The organism is Xenorhabdus sp. KJ12.1 (genome assembly GCF_963876495.1).
In the GTDB taxonomy this organism is placed as follows: Bacteria; Pseudomonadota; Gammaproteobacteria; order Enterobacterales; family Enterobacteriaceae; genus Xenorhabdus; species Xenorhabdus stockiae.
Genome location: NZ_CAWNQH010000078.1, coordinates 15,076 through 33,098 on the forward strand (window position 1 = coordinate 15,076; position 18,023 = coordinate 33,098).

Annotated in this window: 19 protein-coding genes; 4 read left to right on the plus strand and 15 right to left on the minus strand. The window is 37.0% G+C overall.

Annotation, left to right across the window (positions count from 1 at the left end):
* The first annotated feature begins 6 nt into the window (after nucleotides 1-6).
* Genes AACS92_RS13695 through AACS92_RS13705 form a run of 3 tightly spaced genes read left to right on the plus strand, consistent with a single transcriptional unit; the run spans nucleotide 7 to nucleotide 1,339 of the window.
* Complete coding sequence (locus tag AACS92_RS13695) at nucleotides 7-465, plus strand: hypothetical protein (protein WP_099111515.1); 459 nt, start codon at nucleotides 7-9, stop codon at nucleotides 463-465.
* 49 nt (nucleotides 466-514) lie between these two features.
* A complete protein-coding gene (locus tag AACS92_RS13700; RefSeq protein WP_099111516.1) occupies nucleotides 515-922 on the plus strand; it encodes a hypothetical protein in 408 nt (135 codons plus the stop codon).
* 51 nt (nucleotides 923-973) lie between these two features.
* Nucleotides 974-1,339 (plus strand): hypothetical protein, encoded by a 366-nt coding sequence (locus AACS92_RS13705; protein WP_099111517.1) that lies wholly within the window; start codon nucleotides 974-976, stop codon nucleotides 1,337-1,339.
* A 53-nt stretch (nucleotides 1,340-1,392) separates the two neighbouring features.
* Here AACS92_RS13705 and AACS92_RS13710 read toward each other — a convergent pair whose 3' ends face one another.
* The 12 genes from AACS92_RS13710 to AACS92_RS13765 form a co-directional block, all read right to left on the minus strand.
* A complete protein-coding gene (locus AACS92_RS13710; RefSeq protein WP_153044787.1) occupies nucleotides 1,393-2,109 on the minus strand; it encodes a hypothetical protein in 717 nt (238 codons plus the stop codon).
* A gap of 11 nt (nucleotides 2,110-2,120) precedes the next feature.
* Nucleotides 2,121-4,268 (minus strand): DotA/TraY family protein, encoded by a 2,148-nt coding sequence (locus AACS92_RS13715; RefSeq protein WP_099111519.1) that lies wholly within the window; start codon nucleotides 4,266-4,268, stop codon nucleotides 2,121-2,123.
* The gene (locus AACS92_RS13720) at nucleotides 4,246-4,860 is read right to left on the minus strand and encodes a hypothetical protein (RefSeq protein WP_099111520.1); all 615 of its coding nucleotides are present in this window, start codon (nucleotides 4,858-4,860) and stop codon (nucleotides 4,246-4,248) included. Before AACS92_RS13720 ends, AACS92_RS13715 begins: the two co-directional genes overlap by 23 nt.
* Nucleotides 4,861-4,957: 97 nt before the next feature.
* On the minus strand, nucleotides 4,958-6,187 hold the full coding sequence (gene traW, locus AACS92_RS13725) for a conjugal transfer protein TraW (protein WP_099111521.1): 1,230 nt from the start codon (nucleotides 6,185-6,187) through the stop codon (nucleotides 4,958-4,960).
* Nucleotides 6,184-9,207 (minus strand): conjugal transfer protein, encoded by a 3,024-nt coding sequence (locus tag AACS92_RS13730; RefSeq protein ID WP_099111522.1) that lies wholly within the window; start codon nucleotides 9,205-9,207, stop codon nucleotides 6,184-6,186. The genes traW and AACS92_RS13730 overlap by 4 nt, the downstream gene beginning before the upstream one ends.
* Nucleotides 9,204-9,683: a hypothetical protein gene (locus AACS92_RS13735; protein ID WP_099111523.1), complete on the minus strand. Its 480-nt coding sequence runs from the start codon at nucleotides 9,681-9,683 to the stop codon at nucleotides 9,204-9,206. Before AACS92_RS13735 ends, AACS92_RS13730 begins: the two co-directional genes overlap by 4 nt.
* A gap of 16 nt (nucleotides 9,684-9,699) precedes the next feature.
* Nucleotides 9,700-10,089, minus strand: a complete 390-nt coding sequence (locus tag AACS92_RS13740) for a DUF6750 family protein (RefSeq protein WP_099111524.1) — start codon at nucleotides 10,087-10,089, stop codon at nucleotides 9,700-9,702.
* A 20-nt stretch (nucleotides 10,090-10,109) separates the two neighbouring features.
* Nucleotides 10,110-10,637, minus strand: coding sequence for a conjugal transfer protein TraQ (gene traQ / locus AACS92_RS13745; protein ID WP_099111525.1), 528 nt, complete (start codon nucleotides 10,635-10,637; stop codon nucleotides 10,110-10,112).
* Between the two features lie 15 nt (nucleotides 10,638-10,652).
* On the minus strand, nucleotides 10,653-11,345 hold the full coding sequence (locus tag AACS92_RS13750) for a hypothetical protein (RefSeq protein WP_099111526.1): 693 nt from the start codon (nucleotides 11,343-11,345) through the stop codon (nucleotides 10,653-10,655).
* A gap of 8 nt (nucleotides 11,346-11,353) precedes the next feature.
* Entirely contained in the window at nucleotides 11,354-12,532 is a 1,179-nt protein-coding gene (gene traO, locus AACS92_RS13755; RefSeq protein ID WP_099111527.1) for a conjugal transfer protein TraO, read from the minus strand.
* 13 nt (nucleotides 12,533-12,545) lie between these two features.
* Nucleotides 12,546-13,604: a DotH/IcmK family type IV secretion protein gene (locus tag AACS92_RS13760; protein ID WP_099111528.1), complete on the minus strand. Its 1,059-nt coding sequence runs from the start codon at nucleotides 13,602-13,604 to the stop codon at nucleotides 12,546-12,548.
* Between the two features lie 16 nt (nucleotides 13,605-13,620).
* On the minus strand, nucleotides 13,621-14,283 hold the full coding sequence (locus tag AACS92_RS13765) for a DotI/IcmL family type IV secretion protein (RefSeq protein ID WP_099111529.1): 663 nt from the start codon (nucleotides 14,281-14,283) through the stop codon (nucleotides 13,621-13,623).
* 23 nt (nucleotides 14,284-14,306) lie between these two features.
* On the opposite strand from AACS92_RS13765, the gene AACS92_RS13770 reads away from it, so the two are divergent.
* Nucleotides 14,307-14,924 carry a hypothetical protein gene (locus AACS92_RS13770; RefSeq protein WP_099111530.1) on the plus strand — a complete coding sequence of 206 codons (618 nt, stop codon included), beginning with the start codon at nucleotides 14,307-14,309 and terminating at the stop codon, nucleotides 14,922-14,924.
* A gap of 103 nt (nucleotides 14,925-15,027) precedes the next feature.
* Here the strand turns inward: AACS92_RS13770 and AACS92_RS13775 are convergent, their stop codons facing one another.
* Genes AACS92_RS13775 through AACS92_RS13785 form a run of 3 tightly spaced genes read right to left on the minus strand, consistent with a single transcriptional unit; the run spans nucleotide 15,028 to nucleotide 18,011 of the window.
* Nucleotides 15,028-15,561 (minus strand): hypothetical protein, encoded by a 534-nt coding sequence (locus AACS92_RS13775; protein WP_099111531.1) that lies wholly within the window; start codon nucleotides 15,559-15,561, stop codon nucleotides 15,028-15,030.
* Entirely contained in the window at nucleotides 15,521-17,752 is a 2,232-nt protein-coding gene (locus AACS92_RS13780; RefSeq protein WP_099111532.1) for an LPD7 domain-containing protein, read from the minus strand. The genes AACS92_RS13775 and AACS92_RS13780 overlap by 41 nt, the downstream gene beginning before the upstream one ends.
* A gap of 22 nt (nucleotides 17,753-17,774) precedes the next feature.
* Nucleotides 17,775-18,011, minus strand: coding sequence for a hypothetical protein (locus AACS92_RS13785; RefSeq protein WP_099111533.1), 237 nt, complete (start codon nucleotides 18,009-18,011; stop codon nucleotides 17,775-17,777).
* Nucleotides 18,012-18,023: the final 12 nt, after the last annotated feature.

The window sequence follows — 18,023 nt, forward strand, 5'->3', positions numbered from 1 at the left end:
ATCAAAATGAAAAAACTACCTTACCTTTTATCCATTCTATTGTTAACCGGTTGCCAACAACTCAATGATATTAGTAGTCAAATTAAATCAGTAACTAATACCAGTAATGATAAAGTTTATGACTGGGAAAAAGGAAACCAGGAAAAGACAACAGTTACTGAAAAAGAAGTTTGCGAACTCTATAGAAATAACCCTGAACAGGCCAAAAAAAGGTTTACTGGTAAGACATTAATTCATCGGGGTGACGTTCAGTGCGTCCTAAATAATCCCTTGAGCTTCAGTATAGGTAACGTAGTTAGCTTACCAATAGAAAATTACATGAAAGATAATGTGAGGCTTGCGGTAAGAGAAGGGATGTATCTCAATGTAAGGGGAAAAATTTTAACAATCGAGAACCACGGTAAAAATCAACCTCCATCTGATTGTGAAATAGGTATTCATTTAGAAAGCATGAACCAATTGTAAAACAATCCTACGCAAATCCGATTACTTTGTAGATGGAGATTCAGCCATAATGACCAATAATGAACATATTTTTCATGCTTTTGTTACCCTAGATGAGATGTTTTATCCTGATGGAAGCCTTGAATTGAGAGATAGGCTCAATAGGGGTGAAAAATTAACACCTGAAGAATTATCTATTCTGCCTTACTCAAAAGTGATAAACGAAATAAAAATCGATAATTCAGATGATGTAATTAGCCTAATTAATATAGTTTCTTCGAACTGTGACAATCCACATAACCTTTTTGAAATAGACGGGTTATCTTATAATTCTTTTCTTGTTGATCCATCTGATATGCGTATTCAACAATTTTTTCTTAATCATATTAAGAAAAGGTTTCCTGAATTCTGGGACACCTGGGTAAATAATGATATTGATGATATCTTGATTAGCTTTCCTGAGAAAATGGAAATGTAAATCATTCATATGAATCGGATTATGATATATTATAATTAAGGTGATAGCATAGTGGATATACTAAAAAAAACGCTAGGTGGTTTAAATCGTAGTTATTTATTTCGAAACCTGTTTTTTGGGATAGGCATTTCAGTTTTAACTATATGGATGGGAAGCCAAAGTACGAAGGGAATTCCTATTGGTATCATTATGATCTCAATGATTAATGCATTTCTTTATCCATATGCACGATTTGTCTATGAACAGATCATAGCCTTTATCATGGGTGAGAATGTATTTTTTATCAATGTAATCGTAATGCTGTTCGCAAAAATAATTACCATGATTTTATGTTGGGGATTCTCCATCTTCATTGCACCAATAGGATTGGCCTATCTTTATTTTTATCATACAAAACAAGAAAAAATACAGGAATAATAAAAATTTTGAAACGGCTATGTTTAGCCGTTTTTTTATTGAAAACAGAATGTCTAGCGCTTGATAAAAAATGCCGGATCTACTGAAACATTAAGCTCCGCTGTATTTTTTCCTGTACCTGGAGTAATCATCCATCCTTTATCTATCATTTCTTGTCGCCACTTCTGATAGCCTTTTCCTCTGACTGCGGATAACTGTTCAGATGTCTTATGTGTGATAGCTGAAGCTGTTCTGAAGAACTCAGGTTCATATTTAGTGGGTAGTGTAAATACGATTTGTGGCACATCGGCAGAATCCAGTGTCAATATGACCTGATATGTAGCTGAAGATACGGACGTAAACTGGAAATGTCTTACATTCTCAAACTCAATAATCGATACATGCCGATCAAAGTTATTGTAAGGTGAAATTAAGCACATACAAAAAATTCCGGTTGTATCATCACAGCCCATTTGAAATTCGCGGCGGCTTCCACGCCAACCCCTTTTAGCCCAATCAAAATAACCGGATTTTTCCAATTTATAGTAAGGAGCTAATTGTTTCAGGTTATAACGCCCCGATTGTACAATGATATAAACCATCAGAATATCAGCCACCAGAGCAAGCTGTAAGATCGGTTCTTCTAAAAGGCCGTGATTTGGACGCTGAAATGCTGGAATAATGGCAACTAACCCAATGTTCCAAAACCCCAGGAAAAGATATAAGTAAGCCAATACAGCCCAAAAACGCCAGGGATTAGCTTTAACTGTATTACCAGTAAGTTGAACCATATTTTCCCCCATTATTTGCCATCCATACCATCACCAGAAGGTACTTTTGAAGATGAACTACCAGCTCCTGGAGATCTTGTTATGCGTGATAAGCCCCCGAAGATACCAGAAATATGGCTACTCATATCACCTAAAATAGAATCATAACCACGATTACCAATCCAACTAATAACCCAATTTGGCAAGCGAACCGGCAACGTAAACACCCTGAGCACTAACCCCCCCATAATTCGGGCATAGCAGAGTAAAAAGAAAATAAACGTCACCAATCCTGCTGTAGATGTACCCTGTGCAACTCGGAACATTGGTACAAGGAATACATCAACCAAAGTTCCTAGTGCAATAATCGTTAATGTCGCAAACAAAAAGCCAATAACCATCAATAAAGGGCGAATAAGTACATCAATTAAAAAAATGTAACCGGTTTGGCTTCGATCTGCGTTACTTTCTCCAACATTTAAATGTGTGGCCGCCCACATCGTTGAAGCCACAGAACCCGTAACTACTGCTATTAACCAGTCAGTCACCGCAACCAGCCAGTTTATGACGGGAATCAATGGGATATAAACCGACATAATTCCCCCTACAATAATTAACACCATTAATGCGGTATATACCCAACCGTTTAATATTCTCAGACCTTCATCTGCTGCATCACCAATACCAGTAAAAAAGTTAACAACCCGCCCCCCTATGTTATTTTTAACGACTTTTTCACCGACATTTAAACCGAACCATGCCGCTAATCCCATTTCAGATAGCCCCATAGTCCAATCACCAACCTCTTTTATTTTTAAGATGGGATTAGTCAGCTCAGTTTCGCCATCACCAGAACCCCATTTAGCTTGGAAGAATTTTTCCCACGGAATTAACCTACTAATGATTCCAGAAACATCACTAGGATCAACCTTCTCATTACTACTCGAACGTTCAATTGCATTAATATTAGAACCTTCTCCCCCTAGTGCGGGCGTATAGGTGCTATTTTTTAACTGAGAATGGTAGGCTTGGAATAGTCCCTGAAAATAATCAAGTGAAGCATAATCCCCTTCTGGCTGAACACCAAAAACTACTGGTGTATGTGATGCTACGTTCTGAAGACTAGTATTGGCGGAAGAGATAAGACGAAAATAGCCACCTATTGCCATCCAACCTTTTTCTTCCATTTCTTGCGTTAACAGTCTGAGTTGTGTGGTTTCCATTCCCCGCATATTAATTGAATTACCTACGGTGCGTTGATATTCCCGTGCGGCTTGCTGTATTTTTGTTTCAACATCAGACAATACAATATCATCCCCACGCAAGCGGGCAAAATACGCTTCATTAAACTCTTTAGCCGCCTCCCGCATTGAATCAAACATTGTCCGCGAAGCATCTCTAATGGTATTCGTAATACTCACAAACTCGGAACCAGCGCCCGGAATAATTGCCGGTTTTAATGTAAACCCCCCACAACTGGCTGAACCATTAGTGATTTCAACAGAGTATCTTCGAGGATCATTAGTGATTGCTTTAACCTTCATCTCGGCGCGGGATTCATATCCTTCACCCGATGCTTTTTGCTGTTCTAATCCATGATTAATCCCCAGTGCACAAAGATTTGTCTCAAACATGGATTTAGCAACGGATACCATTTCTGGCATTACGGGCTGGGTATACAGTGTTTGCCCTCGCCCTAACTCGCTGGCGACTTTATCACTAACAATATTTCCGGCTCCAACACCAGCCAATGCAGCCGCCCACAAGAAGAATAATTGAGCGACATTCCAACCAGCAGGGGTAGGTATCAAAGAAATAAACCCGACAGTCGTTTTAACAAATTTATTACCGGTATCTGTTCCCTGCTCCATAATTTGCCCAAGCTGCGCCCCTCTCGTTGTTTTTTTCAGTGAGATCCAGCCTAGATAAATAATAGCAAGCGCTAATACAGCTCCATTAAATGAAAAAATAACATTCCCTAAAAGACCACCGTCCCCAGTGAAATTAAGCGGGTTTTCGATAACTTCACCAAAAATAAGTTTTAATAATTGGCGAGATAAATCACCTGAACGTTTTGCCGCATCAAGAAGGTTATCAACCCCCATATCATTAGCTGCCAGGGCAAGACCAGGCATGAAGGCAAAAAGCCAGGGGAGTTTATTCACGATTGATATTTTCATTTTTTTCTTCGTCCTGCTTTCCGCACTGTTGGAAGTTTAAGGTTTGCCATATCCAATCTGTTTTTGTAAATGACTCAAAACCACCGCCCTCTTCTTGTGAATGTCGTTTATTTACCATCTGCCAGGCTACAAATTCGTTAACCATACTTTTTATAAAAACGTAACCGCCAAATACGATAATCAAAGCCAAAATACCCCAAGATTTGAGGTAAACAGAAAAAGGTAGGGGGCTAACAAACAATGTAGATAGGCAAACAACAAAAGCAGCCACCGCTGCCACACCTAAAATTGTGAGTAAAACTAACCAGCGTCTTTTAGCTGATTTAATCCTCTGAAGGATTTCTTTTTCTTCTGCTATTGAAAGAAAAAAATCAGCATAGATTTTTTTTGAAAAATCAATTTCACTATCTTGACTTTTAAAATCATCATATTGTTTTTTTAATAAAGAAAAACGATTTCTTTGTTTATCGAATACTTCGATAAATATTTTTCTTATAAAGACAATATCAGAAAACCCTGTTGCATGATAAAGAAACTTCTTTGTTTTTATAAATTTCTTAGGTTTAATATTTTCATTTTTATTATTACTCATGCGTAGTTACCTTTGATGTTTTGACTACATATATTTAATTGTATATCAAAACATCAATTACAACAATTAACCTTAATCAGTAAAGTTAACACAATAATTATTTAGCACTAACAGCCTGGTTTAATTGATTTACTTTTGAATCCAGTAAATCTTTATATTGACCGTACGCTAATATAGCAAGAATCTGTCCATTCAAAATATTTTGCTTTTCTAACTGTTTTTTATTCTCTAATAAAAGCCAATTTGTGAGATTTGATACCATAATTTGCTCTTTCAACAATTCAGTCTCTGTTTTACTGGCTAAATCAGCTTGATAGGCAATATTTGAATAACGTCTACCTACTTCAAATTGTTCGAATTCCCTTAAAGACATTCCCTCCTTTCCTTTTCCTGTCGCAGAGACTGTTCGATCATAATAATGTCGCATACTGGGTACTTTTAAAGCCTCATTAATCGGATCTATCGTTTGAGGATTGGGTTTACTAGCTGCTATTAATTCCAGTTGTGGTTGCTGTGCTGCGTCAATATAAGCCTGATATTGTTTCAAAAGACCTAGATAGACTCGGCCAGAAGCTGATTTTACTTCGCCTTTTGCTGGCGCTCGTCCCGCACTGCGGCCAGCGGTGTTTTTAGCATAAAGCAGGGCAGCATCAACTTGTTTTTCAGTAAAGGTAAACTCTGGCTGTTTATTGGGTTGGCCTGCACCCTGTAGAACACTGGAAAGCGATATATCACCGTTAGGCATATCTGATTTAGTTTGACAAAAATTAGTGCCGCCATAGGCTACCATATCAGTTTCACTACAATAGGCGCTGTGTACTGAAGCAGTATTGCCGGTATCAACATCTGTTGATTTGGCCGGAGCCAGATAAGCACTTCTGACATTTGAATTTGAACTTGCCGCGCCTAATGAAGCAATACCGGAATAAGCTGCATTATTTGCGCTCCTCATTCCACCGGAAACTGATTGAGCACAAATATCATCAGGTATTTTATACTTATCAATGATTGCTTTCTGTCTATCTTGTTTTTTCTGCGCAATTTCAAATTGTTGCTGTTTTTTAAATGCCTGGTCTATCAATGACGCCTGTCTATCACCTTGTTGATTGATAGCAGAGCCAATATTATTCAACGTTACCTGTATGTTTCCCAATTGAGAGTTAACCGTTCCCAATTGGCCGTTAATCGAGCTTAATTGTGGTACTACCATTGTTTGTACCGGAACAGAGCTATTAACGTTTACTGTCCAAGCAAAAACAGGATTGCTTATACATAATATTGAGACAAGTGCTGATAGTTTTTTTATTGGTGATCGGGAATATTTCATTTTGTCCCCTTATGTGAATGAGCAACGATTAGTTCTTTAGCGAGCTTTTCAATTAATGTTGTATCTTCACCATCATCAGTATCAGAGTCAGAAAGGCTATTTAAATAAGGAACCGCTGTGGACGTCGGAAAGCGATCTGACAGAATATCTAAGGTGGCGTTTACCCCTATTGCTTTATAAAGGAACTCCCTCAGCTTTCTATCTTTCATATTTGAGGTCAGCGCCCATAGCTGCTTAGTACCGACTGTATTTTTCAGAATATGGCAAATATTCCCTTCTGTAGTTTTAAAAACAGCCAAAAAGTATGTACCACTGCCATCTCTGGCCGCCCCGGACGAAAGTTGGTTGAATCGTTTAATAACATCATTGGGAATCGAGATACCTAATCCTTCAAGATATTCTTTATCCCCATCAGCTAATCGCATCATGAAAAGACTATTTACAGATTTAATGACCGATTCCGGCATGTGTTGTACATATTGAGAAGAGAAAACGGTTCTTACACCGAATTTACGATCTTCAAGGTCAGCAGTGTTAAGGGAGTTCTGAATAAATCGAATATCCTTGAAGTTATGACATTCATCATAAAAGGTATGCTTTGTTTCTTCAGCAAGTTCGGCTATCCGTTTTTCATGGTATGGGCGATAACGGGGATCAATTTCTTGTAAAAACGAATCGGCACATTGCGGTAAATAGTAATTCTTCGTTGCCAGATGGCGAGCGAATAAATACATAATACCTGATTGTAATTGTCCTTCTGGAGTATTAGCCCCTAGTACATTCATCATATCTAGGATAGTAACGCGGGTTTGGGCGTTATAATCATAGTTTGTCGTATCCGATAAAATCGGGTACTTTCCTGTGGCTGCCCGGATTGATCGGCCGATATAATCAAGTACATTCTCCTGAGAGCCTTCAATATTAACTTTCTTATAATCGGCTTCCAGTTGTGGTTCGTGGATATAGGATTGAAAATCATCGAGCACTGGCATTGCATGGCGATGTGCAATTGTGGCCGCATAAGTTTCCCCTTTATCAAACAAAGCATCTTCGATATCAAACCACGATGCCATTGCTAGCCATTCTTCCCCTTTTTCGCTTAGGAGTCCTGCTTTCTCAATCGCCTCATTAACGACACTCTGACTCGGTTCAAAGAGTTTTGCTTTTTCATGACGCAATTTTTCATATACCAGATCAACAAGAATATGTAAGACAGAGTTAATATCGTTCGCATTCGGTGGAAGTCCTTTTTCTGGATCAATACAAAATGCAGATAACATCTGAACAACAAAGGTTTTTTCCAATGAAGTTAGATAACGGCTTCCTAACTGGGTTTCTAGGAAATTGACTCTATGCCTACGGCTATTCTCCAATACAACATGAGAAATCTGGTGGCGTTCTTCAGGGGGCAAGACCTGAGAAAGTAGATCATAGATACCTTTAGCTGATAGCCCTTTATCTACAATTGTCACAAAAGGTAAGCGTTGCTGTGACAAATAAACCAAAGCAAGATTGTTCCGGTTAGCTAACACACTTTTACCGCTACCTGGTGTGCCGGTAATCATTTCTGTGTGCTTGAGCTGTAAATTGCTGGCAATTCGATAAGGAAAAAGTTTTCCATCATCAGTTAAATAGAAAACAATGCCATTTTTAGCCCAGACACTGGCGGGGCGCTCAAATGGCAAAAAATAAAGCGCATCGCTTAATGGTGAAAAGGCAATTTCGGCTGATGTTCTTTGTGCCAACGCAGGAATACTGGAAATAAAAGGAACAACAGGATCAGGATAACTGTCTGATACCGTTGAAATCCCCCAACCTTGAACAGCTTTAGATAAAATTGAAGTATTTCGCTTGGTATCATGGGTTGTTTTTCCCCATGTAGTAAATTCAATGGCAAACCGAATTGATGGCTCAACTTTATTCTGTTCTTCTAGGTAGTCCAGATCAGTAGCAATATTTTTCAATCCGGGTAAAAACCGAAGAATAGATAATACAGTTGAACGCCACATCGTATCGCATCCCCCGATTAAATCAAATTTGACTCGGTAAGGGATCGCTTTAGGAATTTCTTTAAAAAGTTTCTGAAATGACACTCGATACAATGGCATATCATCAACATATGTTGATTTATAAAATAATCCATCACATTCTATAAGATCATTATAAACATCAATTTTATTCGTTAAGACTTGGTTTTTTAGCTTCGTTGGGAATAGCCTATCTTCATCAATATTCGAATTTCTCTCATATGCGATATTTTTATCATAGACGGTTCTAGGCTCCCAATTTTTAGGCGTTGAATTCGGGTTATATATTCTTTTTTGTATATTACCGACTTCTTTTACATCTAAAACATCAATAACCAATCCATTATCCGCTGTTCCTTTTAACGTCGAAATACACTTCCAAAAAACAGCGTCATGCAATATTTTCAACCCTGACAAAGAATAAATTAAAGGATTTTGGCCTCTTTCTGAAGCCATTACACCGTTAAGTTCACGACTAATACGCTTTGTATCTTCTTCTATCTCTTCTTTACTAACCAAAGATAAACTTGAGTATAAAACAAAATAACATTTCTCTTGAGAATAATGTGCGGATAATTTATCAGCCTCATCTTTTATGATAGAAGTTAAATCTATATTAAGCCGTTTCATTGCTGAAACATGAGGTTGATATAGACTACTCAGTTCATCAAGATTTTTAAGGGGATCTCTTTCAAAGAAAAGGCTAACTTTATGGCCGCTCTTACTAAAAACTTGTGATAACCCGATAGCCAATTCTTTTATATAAGCATTATAATCTTTTTCGCCAAACGCTGATTTAGCCCCAACTATTTCCGCCACAGATAAATATTCATTTTTTTCTGTGGTGAAAATATAAGGATTTTTTATTTCAGGATGTAATTTTTTATCATCACTATTCAAACCGATCACCGTACACAGATCGGCATAATTTAGTGTCCCGTTGCTGGCAAATTTTTTAACGATAGTTTCCGCTAAATTATCTAAAAAACTCATATCTTCCCCTTATAAGATTGATAAATTCTTTCCCACTCTTTAATGTCAGGGTAGTTATCATTTTCCTGTTTAACTTTATCAGCAACTTGCTTATCACTATCAATTAAAACTAATTTTTGTTGCTGGCGTAATTGTATTTTTAAATCTTCTCTTTGAGATGAACCATACAACCCTTCAACCAAAACAGAAGATTCACTCATTTTTTTTAAAATAAGGTGTGCTTTTTGTTGCAGCTTTTCATCATCGCTATCAAGGGCTTTTATAACAGCCCTTTTCAGTAGCATGTAACATTTTCGGGGGTGCTTTCTCACCCCAAAAAAGCCAACAGTCGCATCAGAAGAAAATAATTCTGTTTGCTGTTCTGCACACAACAAACAGATTAATTTCTTTTTTCCATCTTCTTTTAATTCATATAGAGCATCTGTTTTCACTCCACAAAAAAAACAGCATGTTGCGACTTGTTGGCTATTGCTCATTTAATCTACTCTCTTCTTATAATGAAGATTCAACACCGGCTGTACCAGTTGCAATCTTGATAAAGGCGGCTAATCCTACTAAAAATGCACCGATAAGAATCGCAATAACGGCGGTTCCCATACTACGGCCACCTGTCTGACCTTGTTTTTTAGCATCATTAACATTCTTAATCATGAACAAGCCAGAAATAATAATAACTATCCCTGCTGTACCCGCTCCCCACATAATAGGTTCACGAATACTTTTCAAACCATCTCCCCAGCTTCTGATATTATCCCAAATAGTTTCTGCACGAGCAGCAGAAGGCAATAATAACAGACCATATAAAGCTACCATTAATTGATACTTACGAGCTTTAAACGCAGTCTTCATTTTTAATGCAACATTATAAACTTTAGTTAACATAGTTGTTTTACCTTATTTAATTAGCCAAAAGTTCTACTCAACGACTCCATTACTTCAGGGTTAAAAATAAGCAATACACCACACACTATTTTTATTATTCCCCGTCCTCTAGACTGTGAACTAGATAAATCAGTATTTCCCTCTAAATTAGAATCAGATAGTTGTTTTAATCCTCCATACACGAAAATAACACCAATTACTCTTGCAATAGCCAAGACTGAGTTAACGGTATCTGCCCCATAACCATAAATACCCTTAGATGCTACATTTGGTACGCCATAACTGATTTCCCCATAACCCAAACCAAAACCAGCTCCAACCTGAGAAATAAATTCTGACATACCAATAAGAAAGGCAGCGCAAAATATCCCTAAAAATATTCGACCAACTCTCATTGATTGAAGATGTACTGCCTGTCTTTTAGCAGATAATAAGAAACTGATAGTGATAAGAAGCCCTGATACACCGCCAATAATAAAGATTGTTGAAACAATCAACGGAGCATTTTGCCCTATTGTTGTCAATATTTTATCAATATCCAGGTTCATACGCTCACCATGAAATTATTTGATCAACCCTTTATTCGTGATCACTATTCTTTCCTGCGGATCAATCGATATTACTCTGACACTACCTAATAAATCGCCGACTTGTATAGCGTGTGTTTTACCTTGATATTTAATCCATGCAATACTGCCGCTAATGTCATTTAGCGACATATTATTTAATAATATATTCGATGGATATTTTGACTGAACTTTCACGCTTTCATTAATAACCTGAGGTGTACTTAAATTGCGATCTTGTTGTAACTGCTGGATCGCCTGTTTATGTTGAGTAAGCGCTACTTTAAAATGTTCACTTTCCTCTTGTAATAAATCAATCTGCTTTTTTTGCTCCACTAAAATTTTAGATAAATTGGCTACCTGCTCAGACGACTGAGGACGCTCAATATAACCTGAGTCAGTCTGTGATTGTTCATGTTTAACAGGCTGATTTATAACCATTGCTTTTTGTGTTTCAGTGCTATCATTTGATGGCTCATAGGCCAAAAGAGAAATCATTCCAACAACTAAAACAGCACCAAGACCATGAGGCCAATACTTAGCGATAAAACTAACATTGCTGTTTTTAGTTTTATCATTCGTTGCATGAAGGGGCGATTTTGGCTTATTACTTTTTTCTTTATTAGCTGATAAGTCAAAATCTAAAGTATCGTTATTAACATCATCAAAAAGAATACCTTTATCTGACATATTGCCCTCTACTTATTAATTATATCTGAGCTATAAACAGGTTTAATGAACTGAATGCCGATCACTTTCTGAGCATCAACCGTGACTTGCTTAACAGGTAATTTGCTGAACTCTTGAGATAATACTCTTCCTGCCTGCTCGCCAATACCTCCGGCAATAGTCCCGGCGATAGCTTCACTATTAGGGCGACCTTGACTACGAAACGCAGTCCCATTAGGAGTAACTATCATGCTAGAGTTACTGTCTTTATACAGACTTCCTGTTTGCCCGATACCAAAAGCGAGTGCCGGTAAGACAATACGAGTGAGCCAACGATTATTCACATCACTGGCAATGGCAAATTCCTTTGTTCCTGGTTCTACTGCATAGGCTTCAATTTGATAATGTTGCCCGTTCCATTGCATTTCCGTGAATTTGACTTGAATCCCATTACCAGCTAGAGCCAGTTGCTCAGAAAAGAGTTTTGCACCTCTTAACTTACCGGATGCTATACGGGCAACCATCTTCATATTTTGGTTATCACTATCCACTTTCGTATCAACAACAGAGGGAAAAGCAGATAAACCTTCAACTAACTGCACTCCCCTATCTGGTTGATCATTAGCCTGTGTTCCGGTTTGTGAAGATGCAGTGGCCGCTGTTTCAGGAAAAAGACTCCTTGACCACTCAGGCCATTTATTTTCTTTATCAATATCTTTTGCATATAGATTAGTAGTGGCAATAATTGATTCAATTTCAGGAACCCCCCTTTTATCTTCTATTTTTTGTAAAAGCGCTAATCTACGTTTTTTAAACTCTTCTTCTTGTTTATTATCTGAACTTTGTTGATTAGAAGATCGCGCCGGTTGCGTGGGCGGGGTCTGTTTTTCCCAATCATATTGCTGGACATTAACATCAGGGGAAGGAACGGTTTTACCTTGAGACATACCAACATAACTTGTACCCGTTGCTAATGCTTTTTCAGTATTGATTTCGTTATACTGCTGTAAAAGCAATCGGTAGCTTTCATCATCATCAGTATCATTTGTTTCAATACGCGTAGATTTATTCACAACTTTTGATGGTGCAGCCATTGTTGACTCATCACTGCCCGATGAGATCATGACTATACCTATAACTACACCAGCCGCTACTATCCCTGCTATAACAATAGCGAGCTTTTTCATTGAGTGTTTTTTGGCCGTCATTGCTCCCCTCCCCTTAACCCACATCGACCATGACACGACGTGTTGTGCTGAGATCTGAAAGTAAAATTTCTGGCGTAATATCGAGCACATAAACATGAGTGCCATCAATAGCTGTCAGGGTTCGGCTAAATTCATCACGCAAATAAAGATCCGTTCTGATAACTAACTCATCACCCATGAGCCAGGCTTCAGTATTAGCTGGGGCATTTTTTAGCTTCACTTTTTTTGCATTTTCAGGCGGTACACCATCAACGAACGCTTGAAGTTCTTTGCTGTATAAATCAATTTTCTGTGTCGGGGTTGGTGTCCTCGTCAAAGCATTAGGGCTGCGTTTTGGAATACGTAAATCTAACCGATAATCAACATTGACCGTTTTTTTCTGCCTGTCTGGGGTAGCAGTAATAACATTAACCGTGATAGGTGTTGGCAACCCTTCTAAGGCAACCGTTACATTGCCATTTACATAATTTGAAAGTGGTTGAATAAACATGATCGGTGATTCTGGTATATAACTAGATTTCATAGCCTGACTATTGGAATTAACCGGAGGGACTAATATTTTCCACGGTTGCCCCGTAATATCAGAAAAAGTAATCGTCGTTGTCACACCTTTATAAATCCTAACCTGGGGAATAGCAGAACCTGCGGATAAACTCACCGTCTGACTACTAACTTTAGGAATTGGTGAATACGGAATTTCATTAACAGCTTCTTCTATGTTGTGCAATTTTTGCTTCACTGTGCGTATTTGATTTGGCGTTATTGGCTCAACCAAAGACTGCAAATCATCAGGTAATGGAGGCAACTCTCCGACCGATTCGATAGTTACTTGTTTAGTCGGCGTATTGTGCTGTGCTGCTCTCACAACATCATTAGATGAAGGTAATGCCGTTGTAGGTCTTGTTTTCTCCGCTTGATTATCTTTTGAAGTATTGCTATTAACTTGCATATCTTGCGCATCCATCGATACCGCATTTTGTATTGATGGAGTCGTATTTTTTTGAACTTCTTCAGCACTTACACCAAAAGAAAACAAAGCAGCGAAGGCGATTACAATAGATTTCACTTTCATAAATATCGTCCTCGTATTAAGTGGCCGGTGTTAAAACAACTTGGTTAACAGCAATACCATTAGGTTTATTGCTTGTACTTACTCGGACTACCTGAACATATGCGTTGTAATCAACACTGCGGTAACTCCCGTCTCCACTCACTTTTTGCATTGTGATAGGAAAACGAAATTGCCAGGCAAAAACACCATTAGGAAGTTTTCCCATTGTTGTTAAATTTCCCGGTGAAAACAGAGTCTTCAAGTTCAAACGCTTTGTTTTAATTTCTTGAATAAGACCACTTTTTTGTAGCGCGGTATAAAAAGAGTCATAACCAACTTGTGTAAAATCAGGTTTAACCTTAGAAAGTTGGCTATCAATGTGAACAAAATTTAATTGCAATGATTCACTTAATTTTTTTGCCGCAAACTCTTGTACATCATTTTCGTTATAAATAGGTTCTTTAGTTGATGTGATAGGAAAAACATAACCCTCACTTGTCGCAAAATATTCTCTTTCTTTGTTTACCAGTTTTACACCAAAGTAAATGTTTGTAAGGATAGATAGGCACAATACAGCAGTTAACCCTAAACTGATTGTCAGCCACGTTTTGTTTAGAGTTTTAACAACATCTTTAATAACATACTCAGTAATAGTTGCTACAATATCTTGATTATCTTTGTCTTTATTATCGTTGTCCATATTAGCCCTTAGAGGTAAGTAGAATGACAGATATGGTTTTTACCAGGAATTTAAATTTTCTTAGAAAGATACTAACTAACGCAGAAAGCGTTAAAAGTTATTTGAGTAAATTCACTGATGATGAATTATACCATACGAATCAAAACATGAACAATATAATAGCAGATTTAATTAAATGTAGAGAATCAAAACATGAAAAATTAAACGTAGCAATAAATAAATTAATTGATGAGCTAAAAAAAGATGGAATGAATGATGAGGAGGTTAATAATTTTATTAATGAACTAACCATTTCCGATACTGATAATAATAATGACTCTGTAGATAAAAGAAGAAAATTCAATAAAAACAATAAGTTTTCAGTGAAATACAGAGCAGTAACAATAGATGAAACAGGTGAAAAGAAAGTTTATTCTTGGACAGGCGTAGGAAGACGACCAAATTTTTTCAAAAACCTCTCTGAAGATGAATTAGAAAAATATAATATCTCTCCTAATAAAACAGCAAAGTTACCTGTCATGTATAGAGCTGTAGAAATAAAAGAAGGAAAAGAAATAATTCACACATGGTCTGGCGTTGGTAATCGCTCGCCATTTTTTTCTAAGCTAACACCGTCAGAACTTGAAAAGTACAAGGTTTGAAAAATATTACTCAATGAAAAATAATAAATATACTAAATATCATTTTAGAAAAAATATCACCTTTATAAATTACTTCCCCTCGCAAAAACGAGGGGTTGTCACATTAAAGCGACCAGGGAAAAGCTGAGCTATCTTTAAATTGATCTTTGGTATTTATGTTAATATTTTTCCTACCTACTCCCGGTATATACTCCCTATATTTACTATCAGGTATTTCATCTGAAACATATTTCCATGGATCTATCGATGAAGGTATTTTACCTCTTATATGTTCGTCAACTTGAGATCTAGCGACCTTGCAAGCCTCTTCTTTTATTTTATCTAAGATCTCTTTAATTGAAGGGAAAGTTGGTATTTTAATGTTTACAGAAAGCCCTCCCAAACATTGACCTAGTTCATCGCTAATATCCTGACTGTCATTTGCCATATCGTTTACTCTTTTCATTTCAGATTGTATTGCAATTTTTTGCGACTCGAATGCTATCCTACCTGCCGGACAATCTAAATGCTTAGGTATAGAATTATTAGCTGCTAATACGTCAAAAGAAAGAAACTGAGCAAATAAAAATGCACCTAAGATTAATACACTACTTCTGCTACATTTTCGGTTTTGCTGCCTTTGTTTTCTTATTAACATGTTGTTCCTCTTGTTGCTGGTTCTCTCTCTGTTGCGCTTGATATTTTTGATTTTCAAATAGCGGTTCAAAGCTATTCTGATATTTGAAATCATGATTGGTTAACTTCATTGATCTAATATCTTTTGTTTCTGACACCTTATATTTTAAGTTATTACCTGAACTATCCATGTTTCCATAGGCCATATAGTTACATTGCTCATCCTTAAATGCTGCAAAAGTTACATAGGTTTTATCAACAATGCCATCTTTCATTTTAGTATTAATAGGAACAATAACATCATGGAAAACATCTGTCTTAGGATCACGTACAACCCCTTGCAGGTATCCATCTCTACCGGCAACCAGCACTGAATTAACGGGAGCTGCACCAGGTGTACCATTCTCTGTAAAAACCATTTGGCCGGATAATCGGTTATAATCTGAAATATTAGGTGGTGTTAACGGTTTTGTTACACTATCAGGAACTGGCTTACCATTCGGATAAAACCAAATATAATCGCCTTTATACTTTTCAATATCATTACTGATACTCGGTATCATCCCGCTTTTTTCATAAAAATCGTATAATTTTTCGTGAACTTTTCCCTGTATTTTTTTGAATGTTTCAATATCATATCCCTTAAAATCTTTTGGAAATACGGTATCAGGATTATCTTTTGTTGGCTTAGGATATTCAGGTTTAACTTCCCATGTATTACGTATTGTTGTTATTTCTTTATATTTAATTATTTTATTATTTTCATCTCTAACTGGAACAGAGACAGTAACTGGTTTTTTCCCTAAATGTTTAACTTTAACCAGATCACCTAATTTAACATCATTTTCAGCAATCGCCCTGGGGAAATCAACACCCCATAATGTAATATTACGATTATCTTTATTGTCTGTTTTCAATACAATATAAGGGCTTTCATTTTCACCTTCTTTAAATTCAAAAGGCGCTTTTCCTGTTTTAACAAGTTCACCTCTAATATATTGATCTTGTCCTTTCTCTTCATTTAATACCTTATCAGAGTTAGCATTCACGTCTGATATTTTAGTTTCTTGGGAAACTAAGGCATCTATATCTGGCTCTGGCTTTTTATCCTTTATCTCATCCAGAGAGTTATTTTTACCCGCATGATCCTCTGTTTGACTAGATACTGATTTGTCTTCAGGTTTATTTTCTTTCTGATAATCTTGCTTTAATTTTTCTAACTGCTCCAATTGACTTTTATCAGTTAAGGTCACTTTCAAATCATATTCAGCAATCAAGGAGAGTGCTTTATCTTTAAACTCATCACTACCTACAATTTTAAATCCGCTTTTATGATGTAGCGCGGCGGTTTGTAGTGCAATCAGTACCATTTCATCACGTTGTGATGCTTGTTCTGTAGCCATTCTTATTGACTGACCATAGTCAAAAAAAGCCAATTCTTTATTAAAAGAATAGTGTGTTTTTTCACCATCATAATGAGTTGTAATTGCCTGAGCCAATGCATCTAGGTCAAGTCTTTCTTTCTTTACATTGCTATTATCAAATACAAAACCATCTACTTCTGTTACAAGTGTTTTCTGCTGTGATATTGGTTCCTGCTGTTGTGGTGCTGATTGCAGATCCTGAGCTGATTTTGGTAAGTATTTTTCTATCCACTCCGGGGGCGAAAAATAAAACATCTGATCATTTTCTTTTTGTGCAATAAGCTGATAATGTCGGCCAGTGTTATCGTAAACATAAGCATTATCAGCTATCGATATTGCTCTTTGTAAGCGCCCCAAAGTTTCGGGATAACGTCGTTCAATAGTTTCAGCAGGTATATCATGACCTCCTTTCGCTACACGGGCTATTACCCTTTCCTTTGCTGTATCAACTGAATTCAATGCAACATACATTAACCGAACTTGATAACCTTGATCTTTTGCTTGTTGCATAACTTTAAGAGCATAAGTATCACGATCTCCTTTGCCCCCTAATGTAGACTCGATACTGAATGATTCCCGATTTTTTAATGCTTCTCGGACTTGCTGAATAGCTTCCCGGCCACCACCCAACGTGTTAGCCGCTCCACTGGACAAAAGCGGTTTCTCTGCGGCTAATAGATCAGCATTAATAACTTTTATTTCTTCATTATCGAAAACACGTTGTTGAATTGTGGATTTGCCGGCACCATTGATGCCAGCAAAAACCCACAATGTAGGGTTATTATTCATTATAATAATCTCGGTTTATGAGTTAACCTTGCTGAATGACTATTTCCTGCCCCTGCTCATCTCGTCTAAATATTATTTTTCGCCCATCCGAATACTCTCTAATAAAACAACCTATCGGAGTATCTTCCTCACGATAAACAATTGAACCACCTTCTAACAAAAGTTCATTTGCAATCGCGTCTGGGTTTTCATTTAACGCTTTAATACGTTCTTCAGGGCTTGAATAAGCAGCCCAATTAATAATTTTTTTCTCTTTCATAATAACCTCTAT